Origin of the sequence: Gynuella sp. (genome assembly GCF_050297175.1) — a bacterium.
Lineage (GTDB): Bacteria > Pseudomonadota > Gammaproteobacteria > Pseudomonadales > Natronospirillaceae > Gynuella.
In genome coordinates, this window is record NZ_JBNKSF010000062.1 from 48,541 (window position 1) to 67,562 (window position 19,022).

Below are 19,022 nucleotides of genomic sequence, written 5' to 3' on the forward strand. Positions count from 1 at the left end.
CTTGGGAGCTTCTGAAAATAGTCTGTTTCTCAGAATCCCCCAAGTTTTAACAGGAGAATTTACGCGGGGAAGAAACGATATTCGATACCGGCCATTTTCTGCACCAATCGCATAACCTGAGCGCTGTATCCAGCTTCGTTGTCGTACCATACATAGAGTATGGCTTTTTGTCCGGAAACGATGGTCGCTTTGGCATCAACGATACCGGCACGACGATTACCCACAAAATCACTGGAAACCGCATCAGGTGAATTAACAAAATCGATTTGTTTATTCAGTTCTGAATACAGTGAAGACTCCCGCAACATTTCATTCAGGGATTCCCGGCTAACTGGCTTGAGCAGATCCAGATTCAAAATCGCGAGCGATACATTAGGAGTGGGTACCCGAATAGCATTTCCAGTAAGCTTGCCACCCAGTTCTGGTAGTGCCTTCGCCACGGCTTTGGCAGCACCGGTTTCGGAGACGACCATATTCAATGGTGCACTACGACCACGCCGGTCACCCTTATGAAAATTATCAATGAGATTCTGATCATTGGTATAGGAATGAATAGTCTCTACATGACCATGTTGTATACCATATGTATCGTTAATGACTTTCAGTATCGGTGTAATTGCATTGGTAGTACACGATGCCGCAGAGACAATCCGATCACTCTCCTCAATCGTATTATGATTAATACCATACACAATATTTTTCAGGTCGCCTTTTCCTGGAGCAGTTAACAAAACCTTATCGACACCTTTGCTCTGCAGGTGTTGACTAAGTCCTTTTTTATCGCGCCAAACACCCGTATTATCGATAACAAAGGCATTTTCGATACCATACGATGTATAATCTACTTCAGCCGGGCTATTGGCATAAATAACCTGAATATAATTTCCGTTGGCGATGATAGCATCATTTTCCTCATCAACACTGATCGTACCTTCGAACGAACCATGTACGGAATCTCTTCGCAGCAGGCTGGCGCGTTTTACCAAATCATTGGCAGCACCGCTTTTGCGCACCACAATAGCCCGTAGCGCCAACGGACTACCGCCACTTTTCTCAACCAGAATACGTGCCAGAAACCGACCAATACGACCAAAGCCATAAAGCACAACATCTTTGCGCAGGGTAGCCTGATTTCCATGGTTTTGATCATACTGGTTCACTACCTCAGACAGTTGCGAGGCCAACCAATCTGACAGAGAACTCTCCTGCTGTTGACGGTAAGCAATCGCCAATTTACCAATATCAATATGACAAGAACCAAGGTTCAAAGTATCCAGCACTTGCAAAATTGCTAATGTATCCAAAGGTTCCAGTTCATGGCCTTCAGTCTGGCGCACAAAACGGTGAGACTTAACCAAATTGATAACCGACTGATTAATTACACTGCGACCATATATCGATGTAATCACATTATTTTGGCGATACAACCGACCGATCAGTGGAATCATTTGTTCCAGCAGCGCTTCTTTTTCCTGCCATTCGGATAGTTGTTTCTGGGTGTTTATGATGCTCACCATTGACCTCTTTTTTCCATCTTGTTTGTCAAAGGTGTGCATTATCAGGGCTATTTCAGAAAAACAGAAACGCATAAAAAAGAGTGCTTTCGCCTCATTGTCTCTAAAATAACTCTGCTATGAAACTTTATTACTGAATTCCAGGGAAGGTTAACAATGCTCCTCAGAAAAACTCAATTTGACAGCGGCTTCCGTCTATCCGCTGAAAGTTAATTACAAAGCACTGTCAAAATTACGGCCTTTATTGAACCTATAGAAGTAGAGTTTTTATTAATTAACAACATTAGAACAGATGATTACTTCCGCCGAAAACGTTTCCACTTAACCAGAGCCTGTCGGGCATGACGAAACTTGCGCCTCAGTTGTGGATCTGGCTCGTTGGTATAAAGCTGCTGATTCAATGCCAGCAGGTAATCAAGAACGGATTGTTTACCTTTGAAGGTTTGCTGATTCAATTCATCGTGAAGTTGTCCGGGCCCGGCCCCCCGGGACACAGAAATTCCGCGATCCAGCAGCATCTCTATCAGTTGGTGTAGTTGCAGATAATAAGGGTTGGTTTTTCTCCGGCCAGTAAACAAACCAAGAGACCACCCCCAGACAGTACCAATAACCACCATCACCACCACGCTAAACAAAACAGTTTTATACACATTGATATCGCCAAGTATCATACTTAGCATCATGGATTGATCTTCCATATCAAAATCCAATACCCAAACCTGCCAGGCATATTGCATGGCGTCCATCTGCTGACGCAGCCGGTTAAGCCATTTAAACCGATTCTGAAAGTTGCCCGCCATTAGCTGACTGTCATTGATGCTGATCGCCGAGCGTAGATTCTGTTCAACCCGATTTGGAGCAACATAGGCAGTCGGGTCCATTCGCACCCAACCTTTGTCTTCGAGCCAGACTTCCACCCAGGCATGAGCATCGTACTGACGAACCGCTATGTATTTGGCGTCAGCATTCCACTCCCCACCCTGATATCCAGCAACCATTCTGGCTGGGATACCAACAGCACGCATTAAAAAAGTATAGGCACTGGCAAAGTGAGCACAGAAACCTGCCTGACTCTCAAACAGAAAACGGTCAATGGTGTCAGTATCTCCGAGCAATGGCGGCTGTAGCGTGTAGTAAAACTGCTCCTGAAAAAACCAGCGGGCGACATTATGCACATAAGCTTCATCACTACCGGCCAGAGCTCGTTGCCGACGGGCAAATTCGCGACTCTGTGGATTCCCGTCTTCTGGCAGCATCAAGGCCCGCGATCGTTCAACACGGTTAAGATGTTTACCAATCACCGCATCTGGATAAGCCTCAAACTCAAAACGAGTTGGAGCAGAGATCGGCATTCGGTTGACCCAGCGATAATCCTCAAGCCCGACAGCATCTCCGCTGATATTGGCTGAGGGAGTCAGTGTAAATAACCAGGGTTGATAGCTGGTCTGGTAAATCACCGAATAGGACAGACTGCGCGAACCATACTCGATATCCTGCGGTACACTACTGCGGGTACGAAAACTGGTACGGGCCCAGTCACCCTCCCTTCCCTGCCGCCAGGTTTTGCCATCAAAATAGTTAAGAACAATACCACGCCAATAACGCTCGGAAGCTCTCGGCGGATTACCTTGGAAAGTCGCCCGAAACGCCAATTCATCACTACGAGCCAGATTGGCAATGTCCCCTGGGGTAACTTCATCTGACACGCCGGTTTTGGCAGAATCGGGCATCGGCACACTCCATAATGCCGGCAGCCTCGGGAACAAAAGATAGACCACCAACATTAATGGAAGACACAGCCCAAGCATATTCAACGACAATTTCAACTGCTCTCGCACCGGACGACTATGCGTCTGTTGCAAACTGATCAGACCTGCCGTCAATACGATCAGTAACACCAAGCTATAAAGCGTTATCAAAATACTTTGGGAGTACAGAAATTGTGTGCATACCAGAAAATAACCGGTATAGACCACGACCATTCCGTCACGCCGACTACTGAGCTCGAGATTCTTCAGCAGATAAGCCAGCATCAATAACGAGTTCACAGCTTCCAGCGAAATTGGTGGGACACCACTTAACGCAACACCAGTCACACCAATGGAAATAGCCAGGGTTTTTAATTGCCAGCCGGTTTTCTGCCAGTGCCCACGGACGATCCATAAACGCCAGCCCGCGGTTACTATCAACATGGGAAACAACCAAGATGGCAAGTCATCGAGAAATGACACCGCTACAGCGATTTGCGTCAATAACAGCCAGATTAAACTGGCGCGATGAATACTTTGCTGCCCGGGCTTAACGTTCATGACTCAGTCCATACGTTGCCAGTGCAGTCAGGCAACGAATCTTGTGTTGCTCACTCAAAGAGGGCGCAATTTCAGTACCGGGAATGCGCAATCCCCAGTGTTTCTGTTGTTCGAACATTTCCAGCACTCTGGCACACAAGTGCGACAATTTTTGTTCGGTGCCGTTAAGAGTCAGGTTGCTCCAATCAAGCCATTGATCATGATGCTGATAGTCAACGAACTCGCGACTGTGAAGTTTTCCAGTCCGGGCATAGGCCGGCCAATGAATACGCTTGATGGAATCTCCCTGTCGAAACTCCCTGATCAGGCTGAAATCCGATGATCCGTTCTTAATTTCCTGACCATCTTCAGTCTCATCGCCTTCGTGATGCACACCATCGAGTTGCAACGCCAGTTTTGGTTCGGGAAACACAACAGCAGTGACATCCGGGTGCATATACCCCCAACTTTTGGCCAGTCCGGTTGGAAAATGCGTCAGAATCTCCAGCCTACCTGGACTCAGATAACCTCTGGTCGCGGTATCATGAGTTAACGTGATTCTGCGCTGCTCACCTTTTTCCAGAGTGATGGTTACCTGATCCTGACCGCGCCAGCCGATTTGTATTGCTTGGCGGGCACGATTGCTATGATTGAAAACATCAAATTCAAACCTGACCCGATCACCGGCAAAACAGCTTCCAGCCCTTACCACCACCAGTTTCAATCCAGACAGGTTGCGATAGGTAAACAGTACATTGATGACCAACAATGCCAACAGCCAGAAAGTAACCATATATACCAGGTTGTTCTGAAAATTAATGGCCATTAGCAGCAGCGCCAGAATCAGAACAAACAATACGAGGCCCGCCTTCGAAGGCAAAATGTAGATCCGTTTCTGATTCATTTGCAGTTGCTTTTCTGGACGGATACGCTGAGAGAGCCAGCGATTGAATCGTTGCCAGACAAATTGTTGGATGATAGTCAGAGGATTCAGCATCTGGCTTATTCCTTACTCAGAACCTCTACCTGTTCCAGCAGATGTCTTGCCAGCACCTCATTTTGTTTTTCCGTCCTGCCCACAATACGATGAGCCGCAACCGGAACAAATACCGCCTGAACATCCTCAGGTAACACATGTGTTCTGCCATTCACCAATGCCCAAGCCTGAGAAGCCCGTAAAAGCGCTATAGCACCGCGCGGAGACAGGCCCAGTTCACAGCTTTCATCTTCACGGGTACGGGCAACCAGTCGTTGCAGATAATCCAGCAGAGTATCGGTGGCCGTAACTTTGGGAACCAGACTTTGAATATGTGTAAGAGTTTCCGTATTTAAAACCTGTTTAACCGCCTGCAACCGATCACGGCTATTGCCTTTCAATAATTGCAACTCATACGCCGGATCAGGATAACCCAAAGAAAAGCGCACCAGGAAGCGATCCAACTGAGATTCCGGTAAGGAAAAAGTACCGGCCTGAGATAAAGGGTTCTGGGTAGCAATTACAAAAAACGGCTCAGGCAACGGATAACTGGTACCGTCAATACTGATTTGCCGCTCTTCCATCGCTTCAAGCAGGGCACTCTGGGATTTAGGGGTAGCGCGATTAAGCTCATCAGCAAGTACAACCTGAGTGAACACCGGTCCGCGATGGAAACGGAACTGGCCCTTGTCCGGCTCAAACACGGGTGCTCCAATAACATCTGCAGGGAGCAGATCACTGGTAAACTGGATACGCTTGTATTCAAGACCTAATACTCTGGCAAGAGTCTGTGCCAAAGTGGTTTTACCCATGCCTGGCAAATCTTCCAATAGAATGTGCCCGCGGGCAAAGATACTGGCTAACGCCAGCTTAACCTGAGGCTCCTTGCCTAAAATCACGTCATTGATCGTGGCGAGTGACTGGTGAATAATCTGATTAAGCTTTTGACTCACTACACAACATTCCTTCAGGATCAAAAGCTTTTAATATAGAACAGTCCAGGCGATTAACCCACCCATATATCAGGAATACTGAACTGATTCATATTTGTAGCCCGGTGGCTGGAAAATTCCACAGGCAATATAGGCATTATTTTCCAGCGCTTTAATGTAGGTGAGTTTGGGTTCTACCCGATCGGTATGAGGATTCATATAGTGGTATTGATGCCATCCTTCGCCTTTGGTACGAGCTATCTCAATCAGTGGTGGAGCCAATAGCTTGCCATCTGCATCACAGGCATCTTTAAGGTTTTTCCCCACCAGAGGGGCTTCACCACCGTATGCCAGCATCAATCCGTCAAACTCCTGTGCCAGAATGAACAGCTCCCCTTGAATAAACTCACCCTCAGGATTGTTAAATTCGGCAAACGCTTTTTCCCGACCATGAGTCTTAATATATTCATATGCCTTGTCGACCATTGCCCTGGCATCATCAGGAGTCACCAGTCGGAACCGACCAATCATTTGTTTCATATCCCGGGCCATTTTCTCCATGCGCTCAATGGCAGCACTGTTACTGCTGATATTTTTCGCTTCATCGGTCATTAGATCCGTAACCCTGTGAATATTGCCAGACAAAGCATCTGTTGTGCTGGTCTGCTCTTTCGAAGCATTTTCAATATGCTGGATTTCAGCCACCACAGACTCAATGCTGGTCGCAATTTCTTCAAGGGCAATACCGGACTTCTTAGTCTCCTCAGAGCCAACACTTACCAAGGCAACAGTCTGCTCCATGCTCTTCACAGCCATAACAAGCTCATTGCGCATGGAAGTGACGGTTTCATTAATTTGTGAAACGGCTTCCGAAGTCTCGGCGGCAAGTTTCCGGACCTCATCTGACACAACGGCAAAACCGCGACCATGCTCTCCGGCCCTGGCGGCTTCTATCGCAGCATTCAGCGCCAACATGTTAGTTTGATCAGCGATACTTCTGATCATTTCAGTAATACTGCCAATCTCATCTGAACGCTTATCCAGCTGCTGGGTAATGGTCGCGGATTCGGCAACCACATCAGCCACCTGATCCATTGCTTTTTTGGCTGCTTGGGCAACCTGCTTGCCATGCCCGGCCACCTCGCGGGCTTGCTGAGAACTCTCCGAGGCCACGGAACAGTTATGGCTGATTTCCACGGCAGAGGACGCCAACTCTTCACTGGCGGTTGCAGAGGCATGAAGCTGTGATACCACTTCATCAATACTGGTCGACAGCTGTTTGGACTGCCCATCCAGTATTTTTGCAATACGGGCAGTGGCAACACTTTCTCGTCCAAACTTTGCCAGAACGTCACGTATATTGGTCGATAACTTATTGTAGTGTTCACCCAACTCACCGATCTGCTGAACATCGCCATAATCCAGTATCCGGGTGAAGTCCCCGGTAGACAGCCACTCCAGATGCTGTGCCACTTTATGATAAGAGCCTTGAATAAATTTTCGGAACAACAGAAAAAAATAAACCAGCAAACACAGTTGCACCGCAGAGCCTAGTAACTGGGCCGTTCGTATCGTCTGTATATTGGATTGACTGGAGAAAATCAAAAATGAAAATATAACTTCGATGGCAGTAATCAAAATCAGTATCAAGACCATCAATACTTTTAGTGATAAAGGGCGTCCCATAGCTGTCCTGACTCAATGAAGATATGCTTATTCAGATATAGTCCAATAAGTATTATCTTTCAACGAGCCGGGACAGCTAACCGCTAACAGACTGATCTGATGCAGGTTACGTTTTTTTAAGCATTGTTGTGCAGATCGATCATTGCACTTTTATCTTCTTTGTCTCTTGTCTCACGTGCAGAATCATTTCGGCTGGCCTCCAAAGCCGCCAAATATTGTTCATCAATATCTCCGGTCACATATTTGCCGTCGAAAACTGAACAATCAAACTCCCTGGTACCATCTACTTCATCACTCGGAGTTGCCGCTTTAATTAAATCTTCCAGATCCTGATACACTAACCAGTCTGCACCGATTGCAGTGCCAACTTCCCCATCACTCCGGTCATGAGCGATCAGTTCATATTTGGCCGGCATATCAATCCCATAAACGTTCGGGTAACGGATAGCTGGAGCCGCAGAGGCAAAATAGACCTTGTTGGCCCCAGATTCCCTGGCCATCTCAATAATCTGCTGACACGTGGTTCCGCGCACAATGGAATCATCTACCAGCAAAACATTCTTATCCTTGAATTCCAGGCCAATAGGGTTCAATTTCTGCTTCACTGATTTTTTCCGCATTGCCTGACCCGGCATAATGAAGGTACGGCCGATATAACGGTTTTTCACAAACCCTTCACGGAACTTGACTCCAAGATGGTTGGCCAGTTCCAAAGCACTGGTACGACTGGACTCAGGAATTGGAATTACGACATCAATATCATGCTCGGGATGTTCCCGCATAATTTTGTTAGCAAGGTATTCCCCCATTCGCACCCGGGCACGATAAACTGAACTACCATCGATAAATGAATCGGGACGGGCAAAATAGACATATTCAAAAATACAGGATGTCTGGGTTAATGACGGACCACATTTTTTAGTAAACAACTCACCCTGGGCGTTGATATACACTACTTCTCCCGGCTGGACATCACGGATTATGGTAAATCCGAGCGCATCCAAAGCAACACTTTCAGAGGCAATCATATACTCGGTGCGCCCTCTGGAGTCCGTCCGCTGACCATATACCAGCGGGCGAATACCGTATGGATCGCGAATGCCAAGCATGCCATAACCGGAAATCATCGCGACGACAGCGTATGCCCCGCGACAACGTTTAAACAGGCTTTCCACCGCCGCAAAAATGTCTTCCTCGGTCGGTTGCAGCTTACCCTGTAACTGTAACTCGTGGGCAAACACATTGAGCAGTACTTCTGAATCGGAGTTAGTATTGACATGACGTAAGTCGGCTTTGAACAGATCTCTGACCAACTGCTGCTGGTTAGTCAGATTACCATTGTGAGCCAGAACAATACCGTATGGAGAGTTGACATAAAATGGCTGAGACTCCGCAGAGCTTGCACTGCCGGCAGTCGGATAACGTACATGCCCAATACCGGTATTACCTTTCAACCGAGTCATATGACGGGTATGAAATACATCCCTGACCAAACCGTTACTCTTGCGCAGGAAGAATTTGCCATCCTGTTCAGTCACAATTCCAGCGGCATCCTGACCACGATGTTGTAAAACCGTTAACGCGTCATATAGAGACTGGTTAACAGGAGAATAAGCGTGTATACCCGCAATGCCACACATGAAAGTTTCTCTCTAAGTTTGAATCGGATTATTGACCAATATTGATCAACGCTTCGGAAGCTTTGTGAACATATTCACCGGTCCAGCGAATTACTGGTTCAAAATAACCTACCAATACAGAATCAGGCCACAATTGCTCAAGCGCAAACAGTTTCATGACAGCCAGAATGGCCACAACGATGATAACCCCTCTCAAAACACCAAATACCATGCCTAATAAACGATCCGTGCCAGTCAACCCTGTCATGCGAATCACTTCTGACAACAAATGGTTGATCATGGCACCGACCACCAATGTCGCTGCAAACAATATGGCAAACGCTGCCGCAATGCGCCAGTTGGGGGAGCTGATGAGGTCAGACATGAGATAAGCCAATTTGCCGGAAAATATCCTTGCGACGACCAACGCCAGGATCCAGGTGGTTAGAGACAAGGCTTCTTTGACAAATCCACGCTTAAGGCTGATGAGCGCGGAAACGATAATTACAACAACAATGATCCAGTCTATAGCGGTCATGCAGGGTCCCATGGCCTGATAAAAAGCGAGCGAATTCTATCAGACGGATAATATTTTTAAACTCGTTTATGACATATCAGTCATACCCTGTTGAGCTGACCTGCCAGCAACATACAGTGGAAAAGTTTAATTAGGCCTATAGCGGACGATCAGCGGGGGGCCACCCAGCCCTAGTTCAGAGGCAGATTTGGTCAACTGCTCTTTAAGTATGGATATTTTTTGCTGACTGGACTCAGGCCCGATAAAAACCTGCGTCAAAGTACTCCCATCAGATAAGATGCTTTCCTTGTTATAGGCGCGATAACCCTGTTGACGCAGCTTATCTCTCAAAGCTGCAGCATTACGAGTACTTCTGAAACTGGCGATCTGTAACGACCAGGCTTTCAACTGACCCTGGGCGTCAAAATCCTGGGTTTCAGTAGCAGCACGTGTTGCCGCAGGCTTATCCTTGGATGAAGAGGTTTTCGGGGCTGCCGGCTTGGAGTCAGGAGATTGAGCAACGGTTGGGGAGTCACTTTTTCGGGCTTCAACCGGAAGCTCCACCATCAGCTCAGATGTATCCGGTTTTTTCACCATCGGCGGCACTTCTATATTATCCACCTCAGGAATCCGGCCTTCACCATCCAACAGAGTAGGCACAATCAAAACTGCAAAAAATGCCAGGACGACAGCACCCACTACTCTTCGCTTTACCGTATCTTCCACTTCACTACCTTAACCGTGTTGGGCTGATGTTATCTGGATCAGACGTTCTGCATTGCTTGTGATACTGTGTAAAAAGAGCCACAAACGACTATATCCCCCGGGCCCGGCATTACCATACCATTTAATGCAGATACAACGTCAGGAGCCATTTTCACCACAGCCCGTATATTGTCGGGAACAGATTCTGCCAGTTTGAGGGCACTTTGACCACGGGGAACATTAAGATCAATACACACCAGACTAATGGGCTCAGCAGCTGCAAGAATCTCCAGCGTCCGACGACAATCCTTGTCAGTGAGCATGCCGACAATAATTACCGGATGAGCAATCCTCTCGGCCTGCAAGCGCTGCACTAACATCGCAGCGGCCTGAGGATTATGTGCCACATCAAGAATCAACCGATGTTGCTGATATTGCAACGTCTGAAAGCGCCCAGACAATCTGGCCTGTTGTAAGCCCTGAACGATACTGTCTACCGAGATGTTCAAGCCACTCAGATATAATGCCTGAATAACCGTGACGGCATTTTCCAGCGGTAATTCAGGTAACGGTAGATGCTCCAGAACAAACTCATCTCCAGCTGCGTTTTTTCCCTGCCAACACCACTCACCCGATTCATAAGAATATTCGAATGTGAAATCTTTGGCTTTCAAATAAAAACGGCAATCTAATGCGGCAGCACGCTCGACAACACCTTCAACATCGTATTCCTGACCACAGACAGCAAACCCTTTTGTTCTGAAAATTCCTGCCTTCTCACGACCAATCTGAACCAGATCGCTGCCCAGCCAATCCTGATGATCCAAAGCAACAGAAGTTACCAGCGCTACATCAGGGTCAATGATATTAACGGCATCCAGTCGTCCTCCAAGCCCGACCTCCAGAATCCAGACATCCAGGTCAGCCTCTTGAAATATCAGCATTGCTGCCAACGTGGTGTATTCGAAATAACTCAAGGAAATATCACCACGACTCTGCTCTATGTGCTCAAACGCTCTGACCAGTCGTAAATCATCTACTTCCTGACCATTAACCAGGACACGCTCATTAAAGCGCAGAATATGGGGAGAGCTATACCGTCCAGTACGATAGCCCTGTATGGCTAGAATGGTGTCGAGAAATGCACAGCTCGACCCTTTGCCATTAGTGCCAGCTACCGTAAATACGGTAGCCTTACCTTTGTTAATATTCAGTTGCTCAGCTACACGACTGATTCGTTCAAGACCGAGATCAATTTCCTGATGGTGAAGGCTTTCCAGATAAGAAAGCCAGTCTGAGAGAGTTTTCAGCGACACTAGGCAACGTTCTGATGATCAAGCTTTTTAAGAATAGCGGAGATTCGCGGGCGCATGTCCTTGCGTTCCAGAATCATATCGATTGCACCGTGTTCCAATAGAAACTCACTGCGCTGGAACCCCTCAGGTAACTTCTGACGAACGGTCTGCTCGATGACACGAGGTCCAGCAAAACCGATCAAAGCATTAGGTTCGGCAATATTGATATCCCCCAACAACGCCAGGCTCGCAGAAACACCCCCAAAACAAGGATCAATCATGGCTGAGATATAAGGAACGCCAGCCTCTCTCATACGTTGCAATACGGCACTGGTTTTTGCCATCTGCATCAACGACATCAACGCTTCCTGCATCCGGGCACCACCTGACGTCGCAAAACAGATCAATGGGATTTTTTGCTCCAGGCATATGTGTGCAGCGCGGACGAATCGTTCTCCAACCACGGCACCCATGGAACCCCCCATAAATGCAAACTCAAATGCCACAACCACTATTGGTTTACCCTCAAGCTGCCCTTTCATCGCAACTAATGCGTCTTTTTCTCCGGTCGATTTCTGAGCCGAAGACAGCCGATCCTTGTATTTTTTGGTATCCCTGAATTTAAGACGGTCTACAGGTTCCACTTCACTACCGATCTCTTCACGATTGTCTTCATCTAAAAACAAGTCCAGACGACGACGCGCCGAAATACGGTGATGGTGATCACATTTTGGACAGACATCGAGGTTTTTTTCCAGCTCTGGACGATAAAGAGGTGACCCACACTTAGGACACTTTCGCCACAGCCCCTCAGGAATCTGACTGGTTTTGCTTTCTGACCGCATGATTGAAGGCACAAGTTTGTCCAACCAGCTACTCATAATCCTTCCTTATAATCGTTATTGATTCTGATAAAATGTCCGAGATCAACGTTGGTCCATTGCGATACGCATCTGACCAATAATCCCGGAGACCTGCGTTACGATTTCGCGGGTTTCGCTGTTTTGCAGTTCACCCACCTTATTCACAAGCACTGATCCGACAACGGCACCGTCCGCCACTCTGGCAACGGCCTGTGCGGACTCTGGATCTTTAATGCCAAAGCCCACGGCTACTGGCAAGTCTGTAAGGGTTTTAATCGCGGCTACTTTTTCTACCACGTCAGCGACATCGAGCCTGTTGGACCCAGTCACTCCTTTTAAAGACACATAGTAAACGTAACCACTGCAATAACTGAGTATTCTGGCAGCACGCTCTTTTGAGGTAGTGGGCGTTAACAGGAATACCGGGTCAATCTGGTGATCAGACAATATGGGCAACAGTACATCGCATTCTTCAGGGGGGAGATCCACAGTAATCAGACCATCAACACCCACTTGCTGCGCCTGAATGGCAAATTGTTCGTACCCCATAAACTCTATGGGATTCATATACCCCATCAATACAACTGGAGTCGTGATGTTGGTTTCTCTGAACTCACGAACAATGTTCAATACGTCTTTAAGGCCAGTATGATGGCTTAAAGAACGTTCATTAGCCAATTGGATTGCCGGACCATCGGCCATTGGATCTGAAAAAGGAATGCCCAACTCCAGAATATCAGCACCCTGCTCTACCAGCCCATGCATCAGAGGCAAGGTTACCTCAGGACGAGGATCCCCACAGGTGATGAAAGGAATCAATGCCTGCCTGCCTTGCTCCTGCAAACGGACAAAAGTACTTTGTATGCGCTTCATGTTGATTCCTCTCAAATTTCCAGACCGTCTATAGCCGCAACGGTGTGCACATCTTTATCTCCACGGCCAGACAGATTTACGATAATACGCTTACCTTTCCCCATTTTACGGGCCAGTTTTTTGGCATATGCCACAGCATGGGATGATTCCAGAGCAGGCATAATACCTTCCACCAGAGTCAACTCGCGAAACGCCGCCAAGGCTTCCTGATCTGTAGCATCGACATAAGTCACCCGACCAATATCCTTCAACCAGGAATGTTCAGGTCCAACACCTGGATAATCAAGTCCGGCAGAAACGGAATGAGTACCTGTGATCTGGCCATTTTCATCAGCCATCAAATAAGTCTTGTTACCATGCAAAACCCCGGGGCGTCCAACACTTAAAGGAGCAGCATGCTGCCCGCTTTCTATTCCCAATCCACCAGCTTCGACACCATAAATATCAACTTCTTCATCATTCAGAAATTCATGAAACAGGCCAATCGCATTAGAACCACCACCCACACATGCAACCAGAGCATCAGGTAAAGCTCCGGTTTGTTCCAGAATCTGGCGCTTTGCCTCCCGACCAATGACAGCCTGAAAGTCACGAACCAACTGAGGATAAGGATGCGGTCCTGCGACTGTTCCGATGATGTAGAAGGTATCGTCAACGTTGGTAACCCAGTCACGCATTGCCTCATTCATGGCATCTTTAAGCGTGCGCGTCCCAGACTTCACCGACACTACTTCAGCACCTAGCAGCTTCATCCGGTACACATTCAGCTTCTGACGCTCAATATCTTCGGCGCCCATGTACACGACACATTTCAAACCCAATCGTGCAGCCACAGTCGCACTGGCAACACCATGCTGACCGGCACCGGTCTCAGCAATTACCCGGGGTTTACCAGTATACTTGGCCAGTAACGCCTGACCGATGGTGTTATTTACTTTGTGGGCGCCAGTATGATTTAAATCTTCCCGCTTAAGATAAATGTCTGCGCCACCCCAGGTTTCACTCAACCGACGGGCAAAATAAAGAGGTGATGGTCGTCCAACATAATGAGCCAGATCCTGGTCAAACTCTTCACGGAATTCAGGTGTCTCTTTAAGAGTGTTGTAAGTTTTTTCCAATTGCTCAAGAGCAAACATCAATGTTTCAGAAGCATAACGGCCACCATAAATACCAAAGTGACCATGCTCGTCCGGCATGCTTTTAAGATCGTTAGATTTCTTATCAGACATAATATTCTCCAAATTCAGCCACGCCTGAAAAATTATTCAGGCTTTCGCCTGTGCGATAAATCGTTTGAGAAGATGTTGATCCTTTTTACCTTTGGATTGCTCCACACCACCACTGACATCCACAGCATAGGGAGATGTGATATCCACCGCCTGCCGAACGTTATCCGGGGTCAGACCACCCGCGACAATTAAGCGGTGGCGCTTTTTCAGTTCAGGATCGATTAATTGCCAGTCAAAACACTGGCCGGTACCGCCGGGAACACCTTCTACAAAGGCATCCAACAGCAGAGCTGAGGCATTTGGAAAACACGCCATCTGATGGTCCAAAAATTCTTTGGACTCAACACGTAGTGCTTTAATGAAGGGCTTACAAAATTGTTGACAGAATTCATCTGATTCATTGCCATGAAACTGAATGCAGTCTATTGAAACCTGCGAAAGCACAAGAGTAACCCATTCTGGTTTCGGGTCAACAAATAATGCAACTTTAGTAATAAAAGGCGGTAATTGCTTAGTAATTTCAGCCACCTGCGCTGGTTCTACATATCTCGCACTTGGAGGATAAAACACAAATCCGAGCGCATCTGCTCCCGCATCACAGGCCACCAATGCGTCTTCCAGATTGGTTATCCCACAAATTTTCACTTTCATAGCATTAGCCTTTATCTTGCATCCAGGTTAAGAAGTTCGGACCAACAGGTGTTTCGGGCAACTCAAACATGGAGTCGTATATGGCATCCACAAAGTAAAGCCCGGCCGCCTTTGCAGTGACTCCGCCACGGTTTCTGTCGCATAAACTCAACAAATAACCGCACCAGTCAACCGGCTGTCGGCCAGATCCGATATCAATCAATACTCCCGCAATATTCCTTACCATATGATATAAAAACCCGTCGGCACGTACATCCAACACCAGCATGTTTCCGTAGCGTTCAACAGAGATACCTTTTATCGTGCGAACAGGTGAAGCCGCCTGACAATTTGCAGCTCGGAAAGTTGAAAAATCGTGAGTACCCACCAGGCTTTGAGCTGCCTGATTCATCACTTCATGATCCAACGGATATTTTATCCAGGTCATCCCATTACGCAGAATGCTATGTGGAATAGGATAGTTATAAATGACATATCTATAGCGGCGTTCACGGGTGCTGAAACGGGCATGAAAATGATGATTCATTTCTTTGGCCCATTGGATGGAAATATCATCTGGCAGCTTTGTATTTGTTCCGACGGTCCAACCGTAATCTTTGCGTATTGCATTGGTATCAAAGTGGATGACCTGCCGGCATGCATGCACGCCAGAATCTGTTCTACCTGAACAAATAGTATCGACTGGGTGATTTGCAACCTTGGAAATAGCTTCCTCAAGTACTGACTGAATTGTAATCACGCCAGTTTTCTGCACCTGCCAACCGAAATAACCTGAACCGTCATACTCAACGATCATGGCAACCCTGATCGGATAATCAGGATTGGAGGGGGAAAAAATTTCTTCCATAAGCCTTATAAAACAAAAACACCGGCTTAACTAGTAAGCCGGTGTGATGAATCAATCAAAAAAACAAGAAGTGATTATATTAACTCAATTGAGCAATCAGTTCCTGAGCTTTCTGTTTCTGCTGATCATTCCCTTCTGCCAACACTTCTTCAAGAATTTCACGAGCTCCTTCACTGTCATCCATGTCTATGTATGCACGAGCCAGATCAAGTTTGGTAGATGCTTCGTCTGCTCCAGCCAGGAACCCGAAATCATCGTCGAGATCACCATCAAGGCCAGTACCTAGATCTGATGACAAATCATCTTGCTCGAGGTCAGTTACTTCGTCCAACTCCGGAACCTCGTTCTGGGTTGGCATAGAGAACTCATCGTCTGAGCCAATGTCCATGCTTTCAAAACTGCTGCTTTCCAAGTCATTCTCAGCAGTCGTCTCGAAGTCATCGAGCCCGTCCAGTGCTTCAATCTGAGCATCTAAAGCTTCAAACGGATTTTCTTCTTCTCGAGGACTCTCAGTCTCAGAAGCCGGGCTGTCAAGATCCAACCCGAGATCGTCCAAACCTTCGTCCGTATCCAGAGAAAAATCCATGGAAAAGTCTTCACTTTCAGTTTTCTCATCCTTATTGGAAGCAGGAGATTCACTGTCAGTATCACCACCGAAGTCATCGTCAGTATCACCACCGAAGTCATCCAGATTAAAATCCAGACTGAACTCATCATTTTCTTCGGCTTTTTCACCAACAGAAGCTTCTTCATCAACAGTCGGCAAAGAGAAATCATTGTCACCCAGATCAAAATCAAGAGATGCATCCGACTCTTCTTTAGGGGTACCGTGATCGGCATCCTCAGACGAAAGATCTGTATCGAAATCATCTGGCAAGTCGAGATCAAAATCTTCCATTTCTGAAACAGGGGCTTCTGTTGTTTCACTTGCCAGAGTTGGAACCTCAGGTTCGTCAATGGCATCTTCCAGACTAACGTTCAAATCCAGACTGTCATCCTCAAGCCCTGATGACATAGCCATATCATCCTGTGGCATTCTGGCCTTCAATTCCGCCAGTTTTTGCTTGATATCAGGATCTGCATAATCAAGCGCCTTTGACATTGAATTGAAGCCACTGGCATTACCGGTCTCGGTATAAACCTCAGCGAGTTTCAGTTTGACGTCATCACGATAATCATCTTGAGCAATAGCTTTTTTCAGTAGTTCTTCAGCTTGGTCATAACGACCATAAGCAATATAAATATCAGCTTCAGCAACAACGTCAGCCTCTTCGCTGTCATCTTTGCTGGTAGCCGCATTAAATTCCTCGGCTAGCTCATCAACATCTTCCGCTGCCATTTCATGATCAGAATCGCCCAAATCGAATGGATCTTCATCATCGTCAAGATTGAAATCTGTTTCATCCTCATCCACCAGATTCTGATTGTTTTTACGTTTTGAAATGAAGTAGAAAGGCAACAAAACAACCATCAAAGCCACAAGCACTACAGCAATCATATTTGTAGTACTGCCCAGGATCATATCAATGATGCCAGGTTCCGGCTGAGGAGCCGGAGGTGGTGTAACCGGTTTTGGTTCTGGCGGCGGAGTTGGAGCAACCGGCTGAGGTGTAGGAATCTCTTGTGCAGTATTATCAGTAGTCGCTGGCTCTGACTGACCTTGATCAACAGGTGTCGTATCTGTAGAAGTGGACTCAGACGATTGGTCATCAGTTCCCATTCCAGCATCAGGGACAGCTGCCTGATCAACTGGCCCTGTATTAGTATCAGCATTTGCCTGTATGGAATCCTGATTCTCCAGAATAGTCCCGGTTTCACTCTGAAGGTTGATCATTGATTCCATAAGCTTGATTTGTTCTTCAAGCTCGCTGACCCTACTGTTGAGATCTTGTTTTTCACGCTCGTACTGATCATTCAGTTCAAGCGCCATCGCCAGTTTATTTTCCAACTCATCAATTTTGGCGACTGTTTCTCCAGCCGCAGAGGCTGAGTCAGTTTTATCTTTCGGCGTTACCAGCTCCAGATATCCATCTGGATTTTTCTCATTTCCATCTTTTAATGCTGACGTGGCTGAACCCGATGCACTGATGGGTACAGATGTTGGCTCATCTTCACGTTGAGGGTTCTTAAGCAGTTTATTTTGTCGAGAAACTTCTGCTAATGCGTCACTCTGGGAAATGGACTTGATTTGATCAGCAGTTGGGATATCAAGCAGACTACCGGCTTTAAGGCGATTAATATTATTGCCCATAAACGCAGATGGGTTGGAGCGCTGAATAGCAACCATTACCTGCTGTGGAGAGAGTGACCGATCAGGACGAAACTTAACCGAGATGTCCCATAGAGTATCATCCCGCTGAACCCGGTACTGATTTGGTTTCAGGTTTTCCTTGCGTGTTGGAACAGCCTGGGAAGTGGTCGTTGTGTTTTGATCGAACTTGACCGATGGCTGATTCTGAATAGTCGTAACACTGGACTGAGATGGCTTAGCCGCAGTCGCTGGGCTAATCACTTCTGACTCGATCACAGGTGATTCATCATATACCGGCGGATCCAACAGAACGGTATATTCTCTGAGCAACCGCCCTGCCGGCCAGTTAACCTCAACCAAGAAATTTAAAAATGGTTCCTGAACAGGTTGTTTGGTAGACAACTGAATCGCTTTCTGGCCATTGCCTTTATCAAGTACAGAGAACTGAATGTTGGATAAGAAAAAGAAACGCTGCACACCAGCCCGTTGGAAATCCTGATTACTTGCCAAGGTTGGCAATATTTCACCCGAACTCAAGTCCTCTTCCTGTAACAAGTCTATTTCTGCCGAAAGAGGCTCGTTCAAAGATGACTTAAGGGTGAGCTCACCAAGACCTAAGGCCTCAGCACCACTGGCTCCCAGTAAAACCACCAATGGCAATAGCGTAGCTAACTTGCGCACCATATCAGTTTTCCTTTTTTTTTGATCATTCAAATGAGCTAATGATGATTCAGCTGAAATCACAATTGTTTTTTTGTGAGACACAGTTCTCATTT

At 46.9% G+C, this 19,022-nt stretch carries 15 protein-coding genes; all 15 read right to left on the bottom strand.

The window, feature by feature from the left end; all coding sequences use genetic code 11:
• Positions 1-59: 59 nt before the first annotated feature.
• Positions 60-1,517: a glyceraldehyde-3-phosphate dehydrogenase gene (locus ACQY6I_RS24395; RefSeq protein WP_428244280.1), complete on the bottom strand. Its 1,458-nt coding sequence runs from the start codon at positions 1,515-1,517 to the stop codon at positions 60-62.
• Between the two features lie 293 nt (positions 1,518-1,810).
• The gene (locus ACQY6I_RS24400) at positions 1,811-3,823 is read right to left on the bottom strand and encodes a transglutaminaseTgpA domain-containing protein (RefSeq protein ID WP_428244281.1); all 2,013 of its coding nucleotides are present in this window, start codon (positions 3,821-3,823) and stop codon (positions 1,811-1,813) included.
• Positions 3,813-4,799: a DUF58 domain-containing protein gene (locus ACQY6I_RS24405; protein WP_428244282.1), complete on the bottom strand. Its 987-nt coding sequence runs from the start codon at positions 4,797-4,799 to the stop codon at positions 3,813-3,815. Before ACQY6I_RS24405 ends, ACQY6I_RS24400 begins: the two co-directional genes overlap by 11 nt.
• A 5-nt stretch (positions 4,800-4,804) precedes the next feature.
• The gene (locus tag ACQY6I_RS24410) at positions 4,805-5,731 is read right to left on the bottom strand and encodes an AAA family ATPase (protein ID WP_428244283.1); all 927 of its coding nucleotides are present in this window, start codon (positions 5,729-5,731) and stop codon (positions 4,805-4,807) included.
• Between the two features lie 69 nt (positions 5,732-5,800).
• Positions 5,801-7,396 carry a methyl-accepting chemotaxis protein gene (locus ACQY6I_RS24415; RefSeq protein WP_428244285.1) on the bottom strand — a complete coding sequence of 532 codons (1,596 nt, stop codon included), beginning with the start codon at positions 7,394-7,396 and terminating at the stop codon, positions 5,801-5,803.
• A gap of 116 nt (positions 7,397-7,512) precedes the next feature.
• Positions 7,513-9,036: an amidophosphoribosyltransferase gene (purF, locus tag ACQY6I_RS24420; protein WP_428244286.1), complete on the bottom strand. Its 1,524-nt coding sequence runs from the start codon at positions 9,034-9,036 to the stop codon at positions 7,513-7,515.
• A 28-nt stretch (positions 9,037-9,064) separates the two neighbouring features.
• Positions 9,065-9,553 carry a CvpA family protein gene (locus tag ACQY6I_RS24425; protein WP_044617402.1) on the bottom strand — a complete coding sequence of 163 codons (489 nt, stop codon included), beginning with the start codon at positions 9,551-9,553 and terminating at the stop codon, positions 9,065-9,067.
• Between the two features lie 126 nt (positions 9,554-9,679).
• A complete protein-coding gene (locus ACQY6I_RS24430) occupies positions 9,680-10,258 on the bottom strand; it encodes an SPOR domain-containing protein (protein ID WP_428244287.1) in 579 nt (192 codons plus the stop codon).
• Positions 10,259-10,296: 38 nt separating this feature from the next.
• Entirely contained in the window at positions 10,297-11,553 is a 1,257-nt protein-coding gene (gene folC, locus ACQY6I_RS24435; RefSeq protein WP_428244288.1) for a bifunctional tetrahydrofolate synthase/dihydrofolate synthase, read from the bottom strand.
• Complete coding sequence (accD, locus tag ACQY6I_RS24440) at positions 11,553-12,413, bottom strand: acetyl-CoA carboxylase, carboxyltransferase subunit beta (protein ID WP_428244289.1); 861 nt, start codon at positions 12,411-12,413, stop codon at positions 11,553-11,555. The genes folC and accD overlap by 1 nt, the downstream gene beginning before the upstream one ends.
• Positions 12,414-12,458: 45 nt before the next feature.
• The gene (gene trpA / locus ACQY6I_RS24445) at positions 12,459-13,268 is read right to left on the bottom strand and encodes a tryptophan synthase subunit alpha (RefSeq protein ID WP_428244290.1); all 810 of its coding nucleotides are present in this window, start codon (positions 13,266-13,268) and stop codon (positions 12,459-12,461) included.
• An 11-nt stretch (positions 13,269-13,279) separates the two neighbouring features.
• Positions 13,280-14,497, bottom strand: coding sequence for a tryptophan synthase subunit beta (gene trpB / locus ACQY6I_RS24450; protein WP_428244291.1), 1,218 nt, complete (start codon positions 14,495-14,497; stop codon positions 13,280-13,282).
• Between the two features lie 36 nt (positions 14,498-14,533).
• A complete protein-coding gene (locus tag ACQY6I_RS24455; protein ID WP_428244292.1) occupies positions 14,534-15,148 on the bottom strand; it encodes a phosphoribosylanthranilate isomerase in 615 nt (204 codons plus the stop codon).
• A gap of 4 nt (positions 15,149-15,152) precedes the next feature.
• Entirely contained in the window at positions 15,153-15,995 is an 843-nt protein-coding gene (gene truA / locus ACQY6I_RS24460) for a tRNA pseudouridine(38-40) synthase TruA (protein ID WP_428244293.1), read from the bottom strand.
• A gap of 79 nt (positions 15,996-16,074) precedes the next feature.
• Positions 16,075-18,930 (bottom strand): FimV/HubP family polar landmark protein, encoded by a 2,856-nt coding sequence (locus tag ACQY6I_RS24465; protein ID WP_428244294.1) that lies wholly within the window; start codon positions 18,928-18,930, stop codon positions 16,075-16,077.
• Positions 18,931-19,022: the final 92 nt, after the last annotated feature.